17 protein-coding genes are annotated in these 19,183 nt (G+C 60.9%); 13 read left to right on the top strand and 4 right to left on the bottom strand.

Translation table 11 applies throughout. From position 1 onward, the window contains the following. The first annotated feature begins 11 nt into the window (after window positions 1-11). The 3 genes from BN5935_RS13945 (at window position 12) to BN5935_RS13935 (ending at window position 3,223) form a co-directional block, all read left to right on the top strand. The gene (locus tag BN5935_RS13945; RefSeq protein ID WP_064976634.1) at window positions 12-227 is read left to right on the top strand and encodes a hypothetical protein; all 216 of its coding nucleotides are present in this window, start codon (window positions 12-14) and stop codon (window positions 225-227) included. A 29-nt stretch (window positions 228-256) separates the two neighbouring features. Next, window positions 257-1,537, top strand: coding sequence for a hypothetical protein (locus BN5935_RS13940; RefSeq protein ID WP_064976633.1), 1,281 nt, complete (start codon window positions 257-259; stop codon window positions 1,535-1,537). Between the two features lie 108 nt (window positions 1,538-1,645). After that, window positions 1,646-3,223: a M64 family metallopeptidase gene (locus BN5935_RS13935; protein WP_082944158.1), complete on the top strand. Its 1,578-nt coding sequence runs from the start codon at window positions 1,646-1,648 to the stop codon at window positions 3,221-3,223. 200 nt (window positions 3,224-3,423) lie between these two features. Here the strand turns inward: BN5935_RS13935 and BN5935_RS13930 are convergent, their stop codons facing one another. The 3 genes from BN5935_RS13930 to BN5935_RS13920 are packed head-to-tail and all read right to left on the bottom strand — an operon-like array spanning window position 3,424 to window position 7,074. After that, a complete protein-coding gene (locus BN5935_RS13930) occupies window positions 3,424-3,813 on the bottom strand; it encodes a hypothetical protein (RefSeq protein WP_064976631.1) in 390 nt (129 codons plus the stop codon). A gap of 3 nt (window positions 3,814-3,816) precedes the next feature. After that, window positions 3,817-6,267, bottom strand: coding sequence for a GumC family protein (locus BN5935_RS13925; RefSeq protein ID WP_064976630.1), 2,451 nt, complete (start codon window positions 6,265-6,267; stop codon window positions 3,817-3,819). A 9-nt stretch (window positions 6,268-6,276) separates the two neighbouring features. Beyond that, on the bottom strand, window positions 6,277-7,074 hold the full coding sequence (locus tag BN5935_RS13920; protein WP_064976629.1) for a polysaccharide biosynthesis/export family protein: 798 nt from the start codon (window positions 7,072-7,074) through the stop codon (window positions 6,277-6,279). A gap of 156 nt (window positions 7,075-7,230) precedes the next feature. Here BN5935_RS13920 and pgmB point away from each other — a divergent pair, with 156 nt between their 5' ends. The 9 genes from pgmB (at window position 7,231) to BN5935_RS13875 (ending at window position 15,751) form a co-directional block, all read left to right on the top strand. Continuing rightward, window positions 7,231-7,821 carry a beta-phosphoglucomutase gene (pgmB, locus tag BN5935_RS13915; protein ID WP_235821121.1) on the top strand — a complete coding sequence of 197 codons (591 nt, stop codon included), beginning with the start codon at window positions 7,231-7,233 and terminating at the stop codon, window positions 7,819-7,821. Window positions 7,822-7,919: 98 nt separating this feature from the next. After that, window positions 7,920-9,254, top strand: coding sequence for a glycosyl hydrolase family 65 domain-containing protein (locus tag BN5935_RS13910; protein ID WP_235821120.1), 1,335 nt, complete (start codon window positions 7,920-7,922; stop codon window positions 9,252-9,254). Next, window positions 9,251-10,546 (top strand): alpha-amylase family glycosyl hydrolase, encoded by a 1,296-nt coding sequence (locus tag BN5935_RS13905; RefSeq protein ID WP_064976628.1) that lies wholly within the window; start codon window positions 9,251-9,253, stop codon window positions 10,544-10,546. The genes BN5935_RS13910 and BN5935_RS13905 overlap by 4 nt, the downstream gene beginning before the upstream one ends. Before the next feature lie 17 nt (window positions 10,547-10,563). Then, window positions 10,564-11,409, top strand: a complete 846-nt coding sequence (locus BN5935_RS13900; RefSeq protein WP_394330950.1) for an SGNH/GDSL hydrolase family protein — start codon at window positions 10,564-10,566, stop codon at window positions 11,407-11,409. Window positions 11,410-11,741: 332 nt separating this feature from the next. Further along, window positions 11,742-12,206 (top strand): hypothetical protein, encoded by a 465-nt coding sequence (locus BN5935_RS13895; RefSeq protein ID WP_147625845.1) that lies wholly within the window; start codon window positions 11,742-11,744, stop codon window positions 12,204-12,206. A 9-nt stretch (window positions 12,207-12,215) separates the two neighbouring features. Next, on the top strand, window positions 12,216-12,983 hold the full coding sequence (locus BN5935_RS13890; protein ID WP_064976625.1) for a hypothetical protein: 768 nt from the start codon (window positions 12,216-12,218) through the stop codon (window positions 12,981-12,983). Between the two features lie 200 nt (window positions 12,984-13,183). Further along, the gene (locus BN5935_RS13885; protein WP_064976974.1) at window positions 13,184-14,083 is read left to right on the top strand and encodes a TPM domain-containing protein; all 900 of its coding nucleotides are present in this window, start codon (window positions 13,184-13,186) and stop codon (window positions 14,081-14,083) included. Window positions 14,084-14,185: 102 nt separating this feature from the next. Further along, on the top strand, window positions 14,186-14,761 hold the full coding sequence (locus tag BN5935_RS13880) for a LemA family protein (RefSeq protein WP_064976624.1): 576 nt from the start codon (window positions 14,186-14,188) through the stop codon (window positions 14,759-14,761). Beyond that, window positions 14,762-15,751: a DMT family transporter gene (locus tag BN5935_RS13875; RefSeq protein ID WP_064976623.1), complete on the top strand. Its 990-nt coding sequence runs from the start codon at window positions 14,762-14,764 to the stop codon at window positions 15,749-15,751. A gap of 3 nt (window positions 15,752-15,754) precedes the next feature. Here the strand turns inward: BN5935_RS13875 and BN5935_RS13870 are convergent, their stop codons facing one another. After that, window positions 15,755-18,115, bottom strand: coding sequence for a TonB-dependent receptor (locus BN5935_RS13870; protein ID WP_064976622.1), 2,361 nt, complete (start codon window positions 18,113-18,115; stop codon window positions 15,755-15,757). A 388-nt stretch (window positions 18,116-18,503) separates the two neighbouring features. Between BN5935_RS13870 and BN5935_RS13865 the strand changes: the two genes are divergently transcribed. Then, the gene (locus BN5935_RS13865) at window positions 18,504-19,181 is read left to right on the top strand and encodes a lysophospholipid acyltransferase family protein (protein WP_147625844.1); all 678 of its coding nucleotides are present in this window, start codon (window positions 18,504-18,506) and stop codon (window positions 19,179-19,181) included. Window positions 19,182-19,183: the final 2 nt, after the last annotated feature.

Raw genomic sequence — 19,183 nt, 5'->3', positions numbered from 1 at the left:
ATCTTCGAACTATGAAACGGAAAAACTGGTTGTTTCTCGGAGCGCTTACGGTTGTGGCGCTGCTGGGACTTTTCGCCGCAGGATGCGACGAATACGATGATGTGCCGCCGCGGAGTTCGGGCGGATCGTACGACCTGCTGCCGATCGTCGGCGAATCGGCCTCGGCCGAAGAGGTCGAAGCGTGGCGGGCGATTCGTTCGGAGTACGAATCGGCGGTTGGAAATTGACTCTATGTTTCACTAAATAAAGACGGATTATGAAAAAGTATTTCTATTTGTCCGTGGCGCTCCTGGCAACGTTGTCTTTGGGAGCGTGCGGCGGTGACGACGAACCCGGAGCGGGCTCGGCTGCCAATGTGCAGTTTGCTGCATCGTCCTATACGCTGGACGACGAACCGATCGAGATCAAGTTGGTGGCGTCGCAGGCTGCGGCGTCGAATCTGAACATCGGATTCACGGTCGGCGGTACGGCCGCAGCGGCCGATTACGAGTTTTCCGCGCAGAGTTTCCTGCTCGAAGCCGGCAAGACCGAAGCGACCGTCACCGTAACGCCCAAACAGGCTTACGAGGAGGCCAAGACCCTGACACTCACCCTTGCAACCGGTACAGGATATGTGATTGGACGGGTTGCTTCCACGACGGTAAATCTGGTCGAGTCGAGCGTTTATGTTTACAGCTTCACGACGGCGGCGGCAGAATTGCAGGAGTCGCTGGATGTTACGCTGACCGTGGGCGACGAGAACTTCAAGGCGCCTAAGGATCTCGAATTGCCGTTCAAGGTCCTTTCGGGCTCTACGGCCGAGTTGGGCAAGCACTTCCTGGTGAAGGACGAAGCCACCTCTTTCATCGTTCCGAAAGACGGCAACACGGCGACGCTGACGCTGCTTCCGGGGCCCGATGCGGACCTTGCCAATCCCGCGACGCTGAAGCTCGGCGTGGATGAGCAGGGCGGACGCTTCGTCGCCGGAGAGACCGCGAGTGTAACCGTCACAGTCAAGGGACTGCTTTCTTATGCAGCGCTTGCCGGCACATGGCACTGCAAGGAGCTGATCGGTCTGGAGATGCTTGAGCTTTTCGCTATGGACGAAGAGCTGGACACTTCGAAAGTTCCGAGCAATAACGACAATTTCACGATCTCGATCACGGACGAGGGTGGAAGCGCGAAATTCACGCCGTCGAGTACGGGCGATCTGGCCAATCTCTTCCGGACGTGCGACATGACCTATACGGCGCCGTTCAATGTGCTGGAAGGCAAAGTGAGCGGCTCCTGTACGACGGTCGGCGAGCAATATTTCTGGGTCGACGAAGGTTCGTTCGATCTGACCTATTTCCAGCTGAGCAGCGGAAACCGCTCGTTCGACAATTCGAAAGAGAAGCTCGGCAAGCTGACCATCGCGCTCCTGCTGGACAAAGACGGATCGCTGGTTCTCTTCCTGCGCGATCACGACCAGCCGCCGTTCCTGCCCGAATGGTGGGAAGATCCCTTCGATCCGACGTTCTTCGGTCTGGGGTATCGTTTCGAGAAGAGCGCGCGATAGCCGTCTCCGCAATTCGGGAAAGCGCCTCACATAAAGGGAAGAGGTGCTTTCCCGTTTTTTTGAACCGGAATCGTCCGGATCGTTTCGTTTGCCTAAAAAGAGTTTGCCATGAGGAGTCATTTACGGTTGTTGTGGAACGTCGTGCTGCTCGGATGCTGTGCCTGCACGACTTCGCAGGATCGGACGACGCTGTTGGAGGTTTCGCCCAGGAGTGTCGTATTGCCGCACGGGGGCGGAGACGAATGGATCGAATTGCAGGTCGACGGAACCTGGACTTCGGAGGTGTCGCCTCCGATTGCGCGGGAGTGGCTGACGACCGAACCCGCCTCGGGCGGAGCCGGAAAACACCGGGTCCTGCTGCGCGTCGCACCGAACGCGGATTTCGAACGACGCGAGGCCTCGGTCTATTTCGATGCGGCGGAGCTTTCGCAGACGGTCGCGATTACGCAGGCCCCGACCCTCGTGATGCCCGGACGGCTCGAATTGCCGGCTCTCAATACTACCGAATATCTGACGGCCGCCTCGGCGTCCGAACCGCTCGAGGTCGCGCTCTCCCCGCAGGCGGAGTGGTGTACGGCCGTGGTCGAGGGGGCGCGGATACATATCCGTGTCTCGACGAATCTCGGCGCGGAAAGGTCCGTGACGTTGCGTGTGACGGCCGGACGGTTCACACAGGATGTCGTTCTCGTGCAGCAGGCTTTCGATCCGGTGAAAAACTACGGCGACGGGGAAGTCGTTGCGCTGCAACGTGCCACATCCGGAAACGGAGTGTGTTTGGTCGTCGTGGGGGACGGCTACACGCTTGCGGAGATGGCCCGGGGAACGGGAAAGTATGAATCCGACATGAGGCGAGCGGCCGAAGCGTTCTTTTCGGTCTATCCTTACAATGCCTACCGGTCCTATTTCGATGTCTACATGCTGACTGCGATTTCCGAGGAGGCGGGCATGAGCTGTGTCTCTCCGTCGGAGACCGTGGATACGAAATTCTCGACACTGTGGCAGGGCGTATCGACCTCGATCTCGTGCGATGACGGAGCCGTCCGCGACTGGTTGAGGCGGGTGACGGCATTGACGGGGCGCCGCATGCAGGATTTGACGGTCGTTATGCCTATTAACCGGGCGGTGTATGCCGGGACCAGTCTGATGTGGACCGACGGTTTTTCGATCTCCATGATTCCTGTCGGAAGCAGTTTCGACAAACTGGTGGTGCACGAGGCCGGGGGACACGGTTTCGCCAAGCTGCTCGATGAATACGTCTATTACGAGACCGAGATTCCGGCGAAAACCCGGATTGAAATCGAGAGTCTCAAAAATTTCGGATTCTATATCAATGCGGATTTTTCGCCCGACATCTCCCGGACGACGTGGCGGGATTTCGCCGCGCAGCCCGATTATCCGATGGTCGGAACCTATCCCGGAGCGGGAACTTACCGCTCGGGGATCTGGCGTGCGGAAGAGAACAGCTGCATGAACGACAATGTCGCCTATTTCAATGCCCCGAGCCGATGGGCACAGATCCGGCGTATCCGGAAACTTGCCGGCGAGCCGGATTATACGTTCGGTGCATTTTTACTCGAAGATCAGCGTCCGGCTTATCCGGCCGGAGCGCGCTCGGGAATCGGGGATTTGACACGCTTCGTGCCATCGGGGCCTCCCGTGGTCATCACGGAACCCTCGGACAAATGAGTGGCGAAGTTCGCCATTCGCAGCGGGCGAATTTCCCGCCGGCAGGGTGCCTGAAAATCTTCGGAAGGTTTTGCACTCTTCGAGGATCGTAAGACCCGCGAGCACTCCCGACCGATCGAAAACAGCGGAAATTTCTGTCCGACCCGAAACAGTGCGGCCTCTGCAAAGAGGCCGCACTGTTTCGGTTGCCGGGGTGACTCTCAGTCCAGAAACCCCTCTTTCACCAGTTGTTCACGGATGCGGACCCAGTCGGCCACGGGGCGTTTCACCCCGTCCACGAACCGCAGGGGACACCCCAGACTGCTGTCGTCGATGTAGAGGTCGGCATGAACCTTCGGCGAGGAGGTCCAGCGTTTCTGCCCCGGATTCTCGTTCACGGCATAGAGCGGAATCCCGTTTTTGCGGAACCACTCCGCCGCCTGATCCAGCAGCTTGCCGTGGCGCATCGAGTAGAGGATGAGCCGGCATCCGTTGCCTGAGAGTTCTTTCAGTACAGGGACGGCTCCTGCGTCCTCCCCGATTTCGGGGTAGGCGTGTGTCACCACCGTGCCGTCGAAGTCGATCGCTATCGTCGCGTCCTTGATTGCCATTTTTTACCGTTTGATTTTGTGGGACAGCGAGCGGAAGAAGCTCTTGATGCGCTTGCGGTAGCTTACCTCCTTGTATTCGTCGCCGTAACCGTATCCATATCCGTAGCCATAACCGTAACCGTATCCATACCCGTAACCGTGGCGGCGCGAGCGGGTTCCGTTCAGGACGATGGCCATGTTGTGCAGTTTCTTCTCGCGGTAGAGACGTTCGATGTCGGGCAGTTGGCGCCGGTCGAGCACACCCTCGCGCACGATGTAGATGCAGAGGTCCGCGAGCCGGTCGGTGATGATGGCGTCGGCCACCGACATGGCGGGCGTGCTGTCGATGAAGATGTAGTCGTACTTTTGGCGCAGTTCCGCCACCAGTTTGTCGAGCTTGTCCGAGAGGAGCATCTCCGTAGGGTTGGGCGGCTGAATGCCGGCGTAGATCACATCGAGGTTGTCGTGGATGCCGGTCTTGGTGATCAGTTTGTCGAGTTCGGTGGTTCCTGCGAGGTAACTGGTGATGCCCGTCTTGCTGTTGCCGTGGCCCAACTGGGTCGAGAGGGCGTGGCGCCGGAGGTCGAGGTCGATCAGCAGCACCCGCTTGCCGGCCATGGCCAGCGTCGTCGCCAGATTCGTCGCCACGAAGGTCTTGCCCGCGTGGGGGTCCGACGAGGTGAAGAGGATGGTGTGTATCTCGTTTCCGGCCGAGACGTTCATGAACGTCATGTTCGAACGCAGCATGCGGAACGCCTCCGACAGGGCGTCGCGGCCCGTTTCGCGCACCACGATTCCCGAATCGCCGCTGCTTTCGGAGTAGGGGATGTCGCCAAGGAACGGGGCGCTGATGTTGTCCTCCACGTCCTTGCGGCCGCGGATGGTCGTGTCGAGCATGCCGATCAGGTAGAGCAGTCCGAACGGGATTGCCAGACCTACGATCAGGGCGATGCCCAGAATCAGCATCGGGCGCGGCGACACGGGGAACGTGCTGCCGTATGCGAGGTCGATGATGCGGGCGTTGCTCTCGGCGACGGCGTAGTTGAGCTGCGTCTCCTCCTGCTTGTTGAGCAGGTAGAGGAACAGCTCCTCCTTGATCTTCTGCTGACGGGTGATGCCCAGTATGACTTTCTCCTGCGAAGGCATGGTCGAGATGCGGCGGTTGGCCTGTGTCTCCTCCTTGCGCATGGCGTCGCGCTGGATGGTGAGCGTCGAGATGTGCGAGTCGAGCGACGCGAGGATCGAACGGCGCACGGATGCCAGCAGGTTGTCGAGGTTCTGGATCACGGGGCTGCGGTCCGAACTGTTCTCCATCAGCTTTTCACGCCGCAGGATGGCGTTGTTGTAGTCTTCGATCTGGTTGGCGATGGCCTGATTGGTCACCGCCGCCATCATGGGGATCAGCTCCCCGGCGTTTTTCGGATCGTTCAGGTAGGTGCGGATGAATTCTGCGACGTTGATCTGGTTCTCGAGCGAAAGCCCCTCGGCCTTGTATTTGCTGCTCTCCGAGACGGTGCGCGCGGCCTCCGACGAGATGTCGACCATCTGGTTGTCCTTCTTGATGTCCTCGATGTCGCGGTCCACGTCGCCCAGCTCCCGGCCGATGACCGCCAGACGGGCCTTGATGAACTCGGCCGTCGTCACCGATACGCGGCGCTTGTCGTCGATGGCGTCCTCGTTGTAGACGGCGATCAGCGTGTTGAGGATGTCCTCGGCGCGCCGGGGCACGGAGTTGTTCATCGAGACCGTCACCACCGAAGCCTGCTTGTTGGCCACGTCGCTCTTCACGGCGCTGCGGTAGGCGTTGGTCGTGCGCGAGAGCGAGTTTTTCACCACGCGGATCGGCACCCCGGTGTATTCGGGTTTCATGTAGAGACTCTTCCTGACGACGATCTGCCCGACGGGGGTCGGGATCGTGTCGCCGTAGGCGGCCGTGATGACGCTGCGGCTCTCCTGCTTGGTGACGAACTTGTCCTCGAAATCCGTCAGCCGCACCTTGTCGCCGTCCAGCGGGGTGACCTCCATGGCCAGCGACAGGTTGTCACTGTTGTTGACGAACGCCACCTCGATGGGCGACTGCGCGTAGAGATCGCGCCTGCGGAGGCGTTCGCGGACGGAGTAGCTGACCGTGAGGTCGAGACGCTTGACGACCTCGGTCATCAGGCGGCGCGACTGGAGGATGAAGACCTCGTTGTCGACGCTGCGGCGGTTCTGGAATCCGGCAAGGTCGCTGAACGCCGTCAGCTCGAGGTCGCCGCCCTTGCGGCTGTCCTTGACGAGGATGGTCGCCGTGCGGCTGTATATCTTGGGGGTGCTTGCCAGATAGTAGTAAGCCATGCAGAGGCATACGAATGCCGAGAGCACGAACCAGTACCAGTTGGCTATGACCATGCGGATGATGTCGTGCAGCGTGACGGCACCGGTCATTTCCTCGTTTCCCTGTTGCTGCGGGGAATTGATCTGCTGTTCGGTCATGTCGGGCGGCTATTTGGTAAGGGTTACGATGAGCGTCGCCACCGAGATGGCGGTGCCCACCAGCGAAAGGTAGAAGTTGCGGTTCTGGCTGATCTCTCCGGCCTGCGCCTTGTACTTGTTGGGCTTGACGTATACCACGTCGTTCTGCTGGAGGTAGAATGCCGGGGAGTCGAAGATCTCCTTCGACGTGAGGTCGAGGACTTGGATGGTGCGCACCCCGTCGACCTCGCGCGTCACGATCACCTCCGAGCGCACGCCGTAGACGGTCATGTCGCCGGCCATGGCCAGCGCATCGAAGATCGAAATCTTGTCGCGTGTGACGTCGTAGAATCCGGGTCTTAGCACCTCGCCGATCACCGATATCTTCATGTCGGCGAACTGCACGTTGACCGTGGGGTCGTTGATATAGCCGCCCTCCCTGATCTTTTCGGCGATGGCCTCGGCCAGCTCGCTGCGGGTCTTTCCCGCGCATTCGATCTTGCCGATCACGGGCATGTCGAGCATGCCTTTCTCATCCACCGTGCGCATTTGCAGCGCCTGCGAACTGGCCGCGTTGCTGACGCTGTTTCCCGTCAGCGAATTGTACGATGTCGAGGAGTTGAACGGCACGGCCAGCTCGGGGTCCTTGCTGTTGACGACGATGGTCAGACGGTCGAGGGGCTTGATGCGTATCTGGCCGTTTTCGGCAATTTGTTCGGGAGTAAACGGCTGTGCGTCCTGCAGATACCACACACGTTTCTGTGCTGCGCACGAAACGAGCAGGATAGCGAGAATCGAGCTCCCGATCAGAAGACGGAGTTGCTTCATGGTTTGAATAAGGCGTATTTAGTGAATTTACGAACGCAAAGATAGTAATTATTTATAGAAATAAAACGACGTTTTACCCAGTTATTTTACAAGTGTGTGTGCAATGGGGCGGATGTCGGGAAAAAATTGTATCTTTAACGTCCGAAATTACGAAAAATGATCGCTTGCTGCCTGTTCGACCTCGACGGGGTAATCGTCGACACGGCCCGCTACCACTACCTGGCGTGGGCCTCGCTGGCCCGGGAGTTGGGCTTTGAGTTCACGCCCGCCGCGGGCGAAGCCACCAAGGGGGTGAGCCGCATGGCCTCGCTCGACATCGTGCTGCGCGCCGGAGGAATGGACAATCGCTTCTCCCCGGCCGAAAAGGAGCGTCTCGCCGCGGAGAAGAACGCCCGTTATCTGGCGTATGTCGCCTCGATGACGCCCCGCGAGGTGCTTCCGGGAGCCGTGGCATTCCTGCGCGACGTGCGTGCGCACGGGGTGCTGACCGTGCTGGGTTCGGCGTCGAAGAACGCCGCGACGATCCTCGACCGCTGTGAACTGCGCCCGTTGTTCGACGCCGTGGTCGACGGCACCGGGGTCTCGCATCCCAAGCCCGACCCCGAGGTTTTCGTGAAAGGGGCATCGGCAGCCGGCGTGCGGCCCGAAAACTGTGTGGTGTTCGAGGACGCCGCCGCGGGCATCGAGGCCGCCGCGCGCGCCGGCATGCGTTCGACGGCCTGCGGACGGGCTTCGACGCCCTGCTGAAAGAGCAGGAGGAGGCGTGGGCGGCCCGCTGGCACGGGTGCGACATCGCCATCGGGGGCGACCCCGCGGCCCAGCAGGGCATCCGCTTCTGCATCTTCATGCTCCTGCAAACCTACACCGGGGTCGATACCCGGCTCAATATCGGCCCCAAGGGCTTCACGGGCGAGAAATACGGCGGCGTCACCTACTGGGACACCGAAGCTTACTGCCTGCCGTTCTACATGGCCACGGCGGGGCAGGAGGTGGCCCGCGAACTGCTGGTCTACCGCTACAACCAGTTGGACAAAGCCATCGAGAACGCCGCCAAACTGGGGTTCCGCGACGGTGCGGCGCTCTATCCGATGGTCACGATCAACGGCGAGGAGTGCCACAACGAGTGGGAGATCACCTTCGAGGAGATCCACCGCAACGGCGCCATCGCCCATGCCATCCGCAACTACATCCGCTATACGGGCGACGAACAGTACCTCGCCGACTGCGGGCTGGAGGTGCTCGTGGGCATCGCGCGTTTCTGGGCCCAGCGCATCACATGGTCCGACGCGCGGGGGCAATACGTCCTGCTGGGCGTCACGGGCCCCAACGAGTACGAGAACAACGTCAACAACAACTGGTATACCTCCTATATCGCCTGCTGGTGCCTCCGCTACGCTGTCGAGGCGGCCCGCTGGGTGCGCGAAAACCGCCCTGCGGACTATGCCCGCATCTGCGCGAAACGGGCGTTCGACGAGGCCGCCGAAACCGCCGTGTGGCACCGCATCGCCGACAATATGTACTTGGGCGAGGATCGGGAGCTGGGCATCTTTCTCCAGCAGGACGGCTATCTGGACAAGGAGCAGACGCTCGTGAAGGACCTCGACCCGTCCCAGCGGCCCATCAACCAGAAATGGTCGTGGGACCGCATCCTGCGCTCGTGCTTCATCAAGCAGGCCGACGTCCTGCAGGGACTCTATTTCTTCGGCGAGGAGTTCGACCTCGACACCCTCCGCCGCAATTTCTACTTCTACGAACCGCGCACCGTCCACGAATCGTCGCTCTCGCCCTGCGTCCACGCCGTCCTCGCCGCACGCCTCGGCGACATGGAGAAGGCGGTCGAGATGTACCTGCGTACGGCGCGGCTGGACCTCGACGACTACAACCGCGAGGTCGCCGAGGGGTGCCACGTCACCTCGATGGCCGGATCGTGGCTCTCGGTGGTCGAGGGCTTCGGGGGCATGCGTGTCCGCGACGGCGTGTTGTCGTTCGATCCCCGGCTGCCCGGGGGGTGGGAGTCGCTGGCGTTCAAGGTCGGCTTCCGGGGCCGCGTGCTCACCGTGAAGGTCACGCGCACGGCCGTCGAAGTCACGAACGAAGGCGACCCCGTCACCATCGCCCTCTGCGGCGAACGCCATACCGTCGAAACCCGCATCATCCATCCAATCGAAAACAACCGATGAACCTGCACCCCGAATGGAGCTATCAGGCCGTTCTGTATGAAATGAACGTGCGCCAGCTCACGCCCGAAGGCACGCTGCGTGCCGCCGCCGCGAAACTGCCTTTTCTCCGAGACCTCGGCGTCGACGCCGTGTGGCTGATGCCGATCTATCCGATCGGCGAGGCCGAGCGCAAAGGTTCGCTGGGCTCCTACTATTCGATCCGCGACTACTGCGCCGTGAATCCCGAACTGGGCACGATGGCCGATTTCGACGCCTTCGTCGCCGAAGCCCACCGCCTCGGCCTGAAGGTCCTGCTCGACTGGGTGGCCAACCACACGGCCCGCGACGCCCGGTGGATCGCCGAGGCGCCCGCCTCGTGGTACGAGCGCGATGCCGCAGGCGAGCCCGCCGTGCCGTGGGACTGGTCCGACACCGCGAAGCTCAACTATGCCAACCGCGACGTCTGGCAGGCACAGGGCGACGCCATGGAGTTCTGGATCACGCAGCACGCCGTCGACGGCTTCCGCTGCGACATGGCGATGCTGGTGCCCATCGGCTTCTGGAACGATGTGTCGCTGCGCCTGCGGCGGGTGAAACCCGACCTGTTTATGCTGGCCGAGGCCGAGGAGCGGAATCTCTTCGAGGAGGGGGCTTTCGATGCCTGCTACGCTTGGGAGATGCACCACCTGATGAACGACGTCGCCCGGCAGCAGGTGCGCGTTACCTCCCTGCGCGACTACATTTGGGCCGACCGTGGCCGTTACCCGGATTCGGCCATGCGGCTTGCTTTCACCTCGAATCACGACGAAAATTCGTGGAGCGGCTCCGAATTCACCCGTCTGGGCGACGCCCGCGAGATCATGGCGGTCTTCACGTTCGTCGTTCCGCGCGGCCTGCCGCTGATCTATACCGGGCAGGAGATCGGCTACGACCACTCGTTCGCCTTCTTCGACCGCGACCCGATCCCGTCCTACGGCGCCAACACCTTCACGGAATTCTACCGCCGCCTCACGACGCTGCGGCACGATAATCCGGCCCTCGCCGCGGGGGAGCGGGGCGGGGCGATGACCGAGATCCGCAACAACGCCGAGGACTGCCTGATGACGATGGTCCGCGAGACGGACGGCAACCGCGTCGTGGCGGTCATGAACCTCTCGCCCTACGCCATCCATGCCGACTACTATACGGGCATCTATGCCGGAATGTACACCGACGCCATGACGGACGAACCCTTCGAGCTCCGGGGCCGCGTTGAGGAGGATATGGCGCCGTGGAGCTACCGGATACTGACGCGGCGGACCGATAAACGATGAACCTCAAACCTATGAATATGCGGAAGATAGTATGCCTGCTGGCGGCCCTGCTGCTGGCGGCGGGACCTGCGGGGGCCTCGGACGGAAGGGCCCGGAAAAACAAGGAGACCGATGCCGGAACGACCCTCGTGCAGAGCCAGTGGCTGGGCAAACGGGTCGCCTTTCTCGGCGACTCGATCACCGACGAGCGTCATGTCGGCACGACGAAAAACTATTGGCAGTATCTGGCCGAAATGCTGGGCATCGTGCCTTTTGTCTACGGGATCAACGGCCACCAATGGTCCGACGTGCTGGGGCAGGCCGAGCGGCTCTGCGCCGAGCGGGGCGACGCCGTCGATGCCGTCGTCATCTTCGCCGGGACCAACGATTTCAATAGCGCCGTGCCGCTCGGCGAGTGGTACGACGTCGCCGAGACGGAGTGCCCGATGCCGGGTTCCGTGACCGGAACGCGGATGCGTCGCACGCCCTCGGCCGACCGGGGAACCCTCTGCGGACGGATCAACGCCGTGCTCGCTTACCTGAAGGAGCATCTTCCGGCCAGTCAGATCATCCTGCTTACGCCGATCCACCGGGGCTATGCGCGCTTCAGCGAACGGAACGTCCAGCCCGACGAATCGTTCCCCAACCGGCTGGGACTTTACGTCGATGCCTATGTCGCAAAAATCCGCGAGGCCGGCGGTGTCTGGGCCGTCCCGGTGATCGATCTCAACAGCATCAGCGGCCTTTACCCCCTTTCCGACTCCCACGTCCGTTATTTCAGCGACGGGCAGACCGACCGCCTGCATCCCAATGCCGAGGGGCACCGGCGCATGGCTAAGGCTCTGATGTACCAGTTGTTGGCATTCCCGGCCGATTTCGACTGATGCGCTCCTGCCGGCGGCACTCTTCCGGCCGTGGCTGCACCGGGGGAAATGTCCGGATACGGACGCATTGAACAGGTTTGCGAAATTTTTTCTATCTTTGCCGGGACCAAAGTAGTACAGCGCATGTTTTTTGTCGTAAAATATTCTCCGGATAAGGACCGTCTGCCGGTCCTCGCCGCATTGCGCCGTAACTCCCCCCCCCGAAAATAACTGATATACACTGTGTCGGCCCTGCCGCCGACGCTCCGCGGATGATTCGTTTCGTCCGCGCGCATCGTCGTGTCATACCTTCATGCACCCTTTTTTCTAATCCAATAAAATTTTTTATGCAAATGAAAACACTGTTTTCTTCTTTGAGAGCGCTCCGGACGGGAGCTTTGTATCTTTTGGTTGCGGCATCTGTCAGTGCCGCGGGACTTGTTTCGTGCGACGACAGCGACGACGATGCCGGGATCGACGGCGGTGCGCCCTTCACGGGTGTATGGGTCATGACCCATATCGAGATTACGGATGAGGAGGGAACCGACGGCGGCGACACCGCGGGTCTGGGAACCGTGAGCCTGACGCTGAACGGGGACGAAACGTTCGTCTACGAGGTGAACATTCCGGGAGACGGGGAGGAGGAACCGGAGAGTTACACCGACCGCGGTACATGGGCGTGGGCGAATCCGGTGCTGACGTTGAACTACGGCGACTATCGGAGTCAACTGAAAGTCTTTACTTGGACGAAGGAGAAGCTCGTCACCGAACAGTCCGAGGACGGCGAGACGGAACGGCGGACGTGGAAGAAAAAATAGTTAGTGGCCATGAAAAAGTTTTCAGTCTGCATCCTTCTGGTCCTTGTTTCGACCGGGATATACGCTCAGGAGAATCAGTCGCGGCTGGACTCCCTGCAACAGGTTGTGAACGCACTCTCGTCGCGTGTGGAAGAGACGGAGACGGCCGAACTGAACCGCGCCGTCTGGAAGGGCCGCGCCAAGTATTTCAACCTCGGCTATGTCCGGCAGACGCTCACCGACCGGACCTACGGCGGGGAGCTCAGGAGCGATCTCGGAGCTTCGGTGAGCTGGGGCAAGACCTACTACCTGCACCGGAAACCGCTTTTCGGCATGCTGAAATTCGGCCTCGACTGGTCGTGGATGGACATCAACTACGCCAAGTTCGCCATGAAGGAGTTCGAAGAGGAGTCGTATGACATCCATCAGGCCGAGATCGGCATGCAGTTCGGTCCGTCGCTGACGGTCAACCCCGTGCATCACCTCAAGATCGGCGGCTATTTCCGCGTCACGCCCTCCTATTCGCTCCTCTACATGGACGAGACCGTGCATCATCATTATGTGACGTTCTGCAATGCCGGCTGCACCCTCGCTTGGAAAGTCCTTTCGGTGGGAGTCGAGTGGCGCTGGGGCACGGCCAAATACGACGGGCTGAAATTCGACGAGTCGGCTTTCGACGAGGACGACCTGACGGACGGCGACACCCCGTCGGTCGGCGACGTGATGGACCAGATGAAGGTTCCCGACCGCAAGTTCAAAACCAGCTCCGTGCGTTTCTACCTCGGGTTCCGGTTCTGATAACCGGCCCGGCGGCGTGACGGCGCGGCGGCATACCCCGGAGGTGTGCCGCCGTTTTTCTGCTTCGGCGGAAACGTGTCCGGGGAGGTGCCGAATCCCATTTTTTCCTATCTTTGGCTTCGCCTTAAATACTTCCGCCCGGCAAAATGCAGGCGAACTTGCTTTTGCGCTCGCTTATTCGTATCTTTGTTCCCGAGGTTATGAAAAAGATCACGATCCTTTGCCTGCTGCTCGTCTGCGCGCTGCCCGCCTTTGCGGGAACCTATCGCCCGGAGCAGATTCCCAACGTCCAGCGTATGGACCGGCAGCGCTATGTCTCCGATCCCGACGGCATCCTCTCCGCAGAGGCCGTGGCGCGTATCGACTCCGTCTGTGCGTCGCTGCGCGAACGGGGACTTGCGCAGGTTGCCGTCGTCGCCGTCGACGACATCGCGGGCGGCGATACCTTTTCGTTCGCCGTCGGGCTGTTCCGCGGCTGGGGCGTAGGCTCGGCCAAAAGCAACAACGGACTGGGCATCCTGCTGGTGAAGGAGCTGCGCGAAATACGCTTCGTCACGGGCGGCGGACTGGAGGGTATCCTCCCCGACGCGCTCTGCAAACGCATTCAGATGACCTATATGCTCCCAGCGTTCCGCGCGGGGGATTACAGCGCGGGCATGGTCGCGGGCATTGAAGCCGCGGCCACGATCCTCGAGGGCGGCGAAGTCGATCTCAGCGGCGATTCCGGCGATGAGCTTCCGGCGTGGATGATCTTCCTGATCGTCTTCGGCTTCGTGGTCGTCCCGCTGGGACTGGTGCTCGTGAACCAATATTTCGCCCGCCGTTGTCCGGTGTGCCATAAACAAGGCCTGAAACAGCAGTCGCAGTGGGTGGTGAATACCACGCAGAACTACCGGCTGGTGGAGTATACCTATGTTTGTTCGAACTGCGGCGCCGTGGTCAAACGGCAGGCCAAAAACCTCCGTGACGACAATTTCGGCGGGGGGGCCGGCGGCGGGACGATCATCGGCGGCGGTTTCGGCCGCAGTTCGGGCGGCGGCTTCGGCGGTGGTTTCGGGGGAGGTTCCTTCGGCGGCGGCGGGGCCGGTTCCAAATGGTAGAGTTGCAGTTGTGAAAGGTTTCGCCTTGCGGATGGTTTTAGGTCCCTTTTGCCATCAAAAGGGACATTAAAAAGGAGAAGTAACGATTAAAAAATAGGAAAGATGAAAAAATGGATTTGGATCGGCGTAGTCGCCGTGGTGGTGATCTTCTTTTATGCGACGTACAACGGTTTCGTGAACAAGGAGGAGGGGCTCAAGGGCGCCTGGGCCAATGTCGAGACGCAGTACCAGCGCCGTGCCGACCTGATTCCCAATCTGGTCAATACGGTGAAGGGCTATGCGGCCCACGAGACCCAGACCTTGAACGAGGTGACCGAGGCGCGCGCCAAAGCCACGTCGATCAACCTTTCGGCCGACGACCTGACGCCCGAGAAACTCGCGCAGTTCCAGCAGGCGCAGGCGCAGGTGCGCTCCGCACTGGGGCGGCTGATCGCCGTCTCGGAGAGCTATCCCGACCTGAAGGCCAACCAGAATTTCCTCGAACTGCAGGCCCAGCTCGAAGGCACCGAGAACCGGATCGCTGTCGCCCGCAAGGATTTCAACGATATGGCCCGGACCTATAACGTCGCCGTGCGCCGTTTTCCGGCGAATCTGGTGGCCGGGATGTTCGGTTTCGAACAGAAGCCCTATTTCGAGTCTGCCGAAGGCTCGGAAGCCGCTCCGCAGGTGACTTTCTAAATGATCTCCGAACGCTCGCGCGGCTATGTGCTGGGAGCCATAGCCGCGGCCAGTTACGGACTCAATCCGCTCTTCGCGCTGCCCCTTTACGGGGTGGGTATGAGCCCTGATTCGGTCCTTTTCTACCGTTATGTGCTGGCTGTGGTGATGCTGGGGGCGCTGATGCTCTTCCGGCGGCAGTCGTTCGCCCTCACGCGGCACGACATCCTGCCTCTGGCGGTGATGGGCGTGCTTTTCGCGCTGTCGTCGCTGCTGCTTTTCCAGAGCTACAACCTCATGGATGCCGGCATCGCCTCGACCATCCTGTTCGTCTATCCGGTGATGGTCGCCGTCATCATGGCCGTCGGTTTCCACGAACGGGTCACCGCCGCCACGGTCTTTTCGATCGCCTTGGCGTGCGGGGGCATCGGGCTGCTGTACAAAGGGGGCGACGGCGCGACGTTGAGCCTCGTGGGCGTGCTGCTGGTCTTCCTCTCGGCGCTCGCCTATGCCGTCTATATCGTCGGCGTCAACCGCTCGTCGCTCAAAAACCTTTCGACCGAGAAACTCACCTTCTACAGCCTGCTGTTCGGGTCGCTGGTCTATGTCGTGCGGCTGCGCGGCGGTGCGGACTTGCAGGCCATTCCGTCGCCCCTGATGTGGGTCAACGCCGTCTCGCTGGCGCTCTTCCCGACGATCGTCTCGCTGGTGACGATGGCCGGGGCCATCCGTCGCATCGGCTCTACGCCCACGGCGATCCTCGGGGCGTTGGAACCCGTCACGGCGTTGTTTTTCGGCGTCGTGGTCTTCGGCGAGCAGTTCACGCTGCGCATCGGCGTCGGCGTGTCGCTGATCCTCGTCGCCGTGACGCTCATCATCGCGGGCAAGTCGATCCGCATCCCCACCTCCGTCACCCATCTGGCCCGCTGGATGGCCCGCCCGCGGCTGCCGCGCTGGGCCGTGCGCTGGGCTCACCGCCTGCCGCTCCCGCGCATCCGCCGGACAAAATAGCCTTTACAGCCGGCTCTTCTCGTCGGCCGATCCCGCCTCGACGGCCTTGCGCTTGAAGGCTTTTCCCGACTTGAAGTTGTAGGTCACTCCGATGCGGTAGGAGCGGTTGCTCCACGTCTGTTTGGCTTTCACCGTGCGGACGAACCCGTCGCCGCGCGCACCGATCAACTGTCCTTGGTCCAGCAGGTTCTCCACCGAGAACGAGGCGGTGAAACGGTCGCCGAAGCGTTTCTTGATCCCCGCCTGCAACCGGTGGTCGGGCTCCACCCAGCAGTTGCCCAGATCCAGCCGGCTCTGGTAGCGGTAGGAGAGGTCGATGTAGAATTTCGCCGGGAGGGTGAAGGTGGTCGAGAGGTTGACGAATCCCCAGTTGAAGAACTCTTCGGCGCCGTGCTGCTCGACACGCTGCCCGCGGCGCATGTAGGTGATGTTGGCGTTCAGTTGCCACCACTTGGCGGGCTGGAACGGCAGGTTGGCCGAGAAATAATAGCCTTTCGTGGTGTCGTAGTTGACCCACGCCAGTTGCAGCAGGTCGGGATTCTCCGGGTCGGCCATCATCGTCTGCTGAATCTCGTCGCCTACGATCTGCACCCCGGCCGTGAGGGTGTATTTGTGGAGCGCCACCAGCGTCAGGCTCACGTCGTGCTTGAACGCTGGGTCGAGCGACGGGTTGCCCGTCTGATAGGTGTAGTCCGAAATCTGCATCCGCTGCGGACTGAGGGCCCAAAACCGCGGCCGCTCGATGGTCCGGGCATACTGGGCGATCAGCGACCAGCCCTTCTCCTTGGAAAAGGAGTAGGAGACGTTGGCGTTGGGAAAGAGCGAAAAGTAATCCTGCCCGACGTCTTTTCCCGTCGTGTGGGTGTACTCGCCGCGCACTCCCGCCACGAGGCTCCAGCGCCCGAGCCGGGCCGAGGCGATGCCGTAGGCCGCCGCGATGTTCTCCGTGTAGTTGATCGTGAAGCTCTGCTGCTCGTTGCGCACCCATGCGTCGCTCTTGAGATACTCGTAGAGCGCGTCGTTGTGCATGTCGTTGTAGGTGTACTTGGCGCCCGCTTTCAGCGACCAGCGGGGCGAAAAGTTCTTTTCGAGGGCCAGCGTCGCCGTGGCGATGTTGTAGAGGCTCGCGGCATTGTCGCGGTAGATGGAGTCGAGGACGCCTCCGGGGAGCGTGATGCGGCTCTCGTTGTCGTTGCGGGAATCGGTCTCGCGGCGCGTGTAGTCGGCCAGCAGTTTGAGCGTCGACCCCAGCGTGTCGATCTTGCGGATGTAGTTGAACGTCGCCGAATAGTTGTTGCGCGTGTTGAGGTTGTCGAAATAGCTGTCCGTGCGTGTCGTCGTCCCGCCGTCGCGGAAATCCGTGTAGGTGTTGTTCGGCTCTTTGTTGCGGTTGCGCCAGTATTCGAACTCCGCGCCGATGCTGTTTTTGCTGTCGATCTCGAAGACCGTCCCGGCGCTGGCCCCGAAGCTGCGGTTGCGGCCCTTCATGTCCGAATGGGCGTTCAGCTCCTTGTCCGCGGCGTTGTAGAGGGTCTGCTCGTCGGTCGTCGTCTTGTCTTTTGCGAACGATCCCCATGCCGAGGCGTAGAAGTCCACGCGGTCCGAATGGATGTTGATGTTGGCCGAGGGGTCGTACTTGTGAACGATCCCGGCCTGCGTCGTGTTGAACGATACCGAGCCGTCGACGCCGTTCTCGCGGCGTTTTTTGAGCGTGATGCGGATGATGCCGCCCGCCGAATCGGCGTCGTAGTCGGCGCCCGTGGTGGGCACGACCTCTATTTTCTGAATCTCCTCGGCCCGGAGCGACCGCAAGTAGGTGAGCAGTTGTTCGGGCTCCATGCGCAGCTCCCGGTCGTTGATGTAGACCTTCGAACCGCTCTTGCCGTTGATCGAGATCTTCTCGCCGTCGATCCAGACGCCGGGGGCGCGTTCCAGCAGTTCCACGCCGTCCTTGCCGATGGCCGCCGGGGCGTTGGCCACGTCGACCACGAACCGGTCCGCCTCGCGCCGCACCAGCCGGGCCTTCACCACCACGCTCTCGATGCCGGTCGCCGAGGCCCGCATCACGAAGTCGCCCAGATCGTTATCCAGCTCCACGCGCACCGCCTTGGTCACGGGGTCGAACCCGAGGAACTGGATTTGCAGCGTGTAGCTGCCCGGCGCGGCTTTCAGCTCGAAACGCCCTTGGGCGTCGGTCGTGCGGCCCGCCACCTGTTCGGAGCCTTTCAGCAGTACGACCGTTGCATATTCGACGGCATTTCCCTGCTCGTCCACCACGCGGCCCGTCGAAGGGTAGAGGCGGGCTGCCGAGAGCCGGCTTGCGGCCGAGGCCAAGATGACGATGAGGAGGATCAGTCTTTTCATAATATTCTGCTTTGCACTTTATTTGTTGTCGCAAAGATATGTAATAATATTTATACTATGCAACACATAGTACTAAAAATTTCAGAAAATTTCCGATACTTATGTATATGCTCGCCCGAAGGTCTTGTGAGCGTATTCTCGGGGTGTAAAGATACCCCCCCCCGGCCGCGGACCAAATTTTCGCGTAACTTTTTTTCACGCCCCCGTTTGTTCGCCCCTTAAAAATAGGTGTCGTGGATATTTTGTTGAAAAATCGCCGACTGGCGGGGTAGGAATCCCGGGAAATATTTCCTAAATTTGCAGATTGAATTAATGTGGCTAATTGTCCCCGGACACTATGTTGAGCGCCTTATATTACCTTTTTTTAGTGCTTCTGTGCACTTTTTTCATGATTCTGTCGGCCCTTGCGCTGGTCCTCTGCTATCCTTTTGACAAGGGCCGCCGCGTGGTGCACGAGCTGTCGCGCATTCTGGTGCGGATCTTCTTCTTCGTCCCGCCCTTCTGGCGGCAGAAGATCATCGGCCGGGAGCTGATCGACCGCAAAAAACGCTATGTCATCGTCGTGAACCACAACACGGTGATCGACATTCCGGCGCTCTACTATATTCCGCTCAATTTCCGCTGGGTGTCGAAACGCGAGGTCTTTAAAACGCCCTTCTTCGGGCAGTACCTCGTGCTGCACGGCGACATCTGCATCAACCGCGGCCGTGCCGCCGAAGCGCTGGAACAACTGGTCCGCGACGGCAGGATGTGGATTTCGCGCGGGGCTTCGGTGGCGATTTTCCCCGAGGGCACGCGCTCGAAGGACGGCGAGATCGGCCGTTTCAAGGCCGGGGCCTTCACGCTGGCCAAGGAGGCCGGCGTCGACATCCTTCCGGTGGTGATGACCGGAACCAAAACGCTTATTAAAAAGAATTTGGCTTTCAACTGGGGCAACCGGATCACGGTCCGCGTGCTGCCTCCCGTCCCGGCTTCGGAGGTCGCCGCCGCGGAGACCCACGAGCTGATGCAGACGGTTCGCGACCGCATGTGCGAGGCGCTCGCCGAAATCCGGAAACAGCAATAGAT

Origin of the sequence: Alistipes provencensis (assembly GCF_900083545.1) — a bacterium.
GTDB lineage: Bacteria > Bacteroidota > Bacteroidia > Bacteroidales > Rikenellaceae > Alistipes > Alistipes provencensis.
The sequence above is the reverse complement of the archived record's forward strand: the minus strand, read 5'-3'. Positions and strand labels throughout refer to the sequence as shown.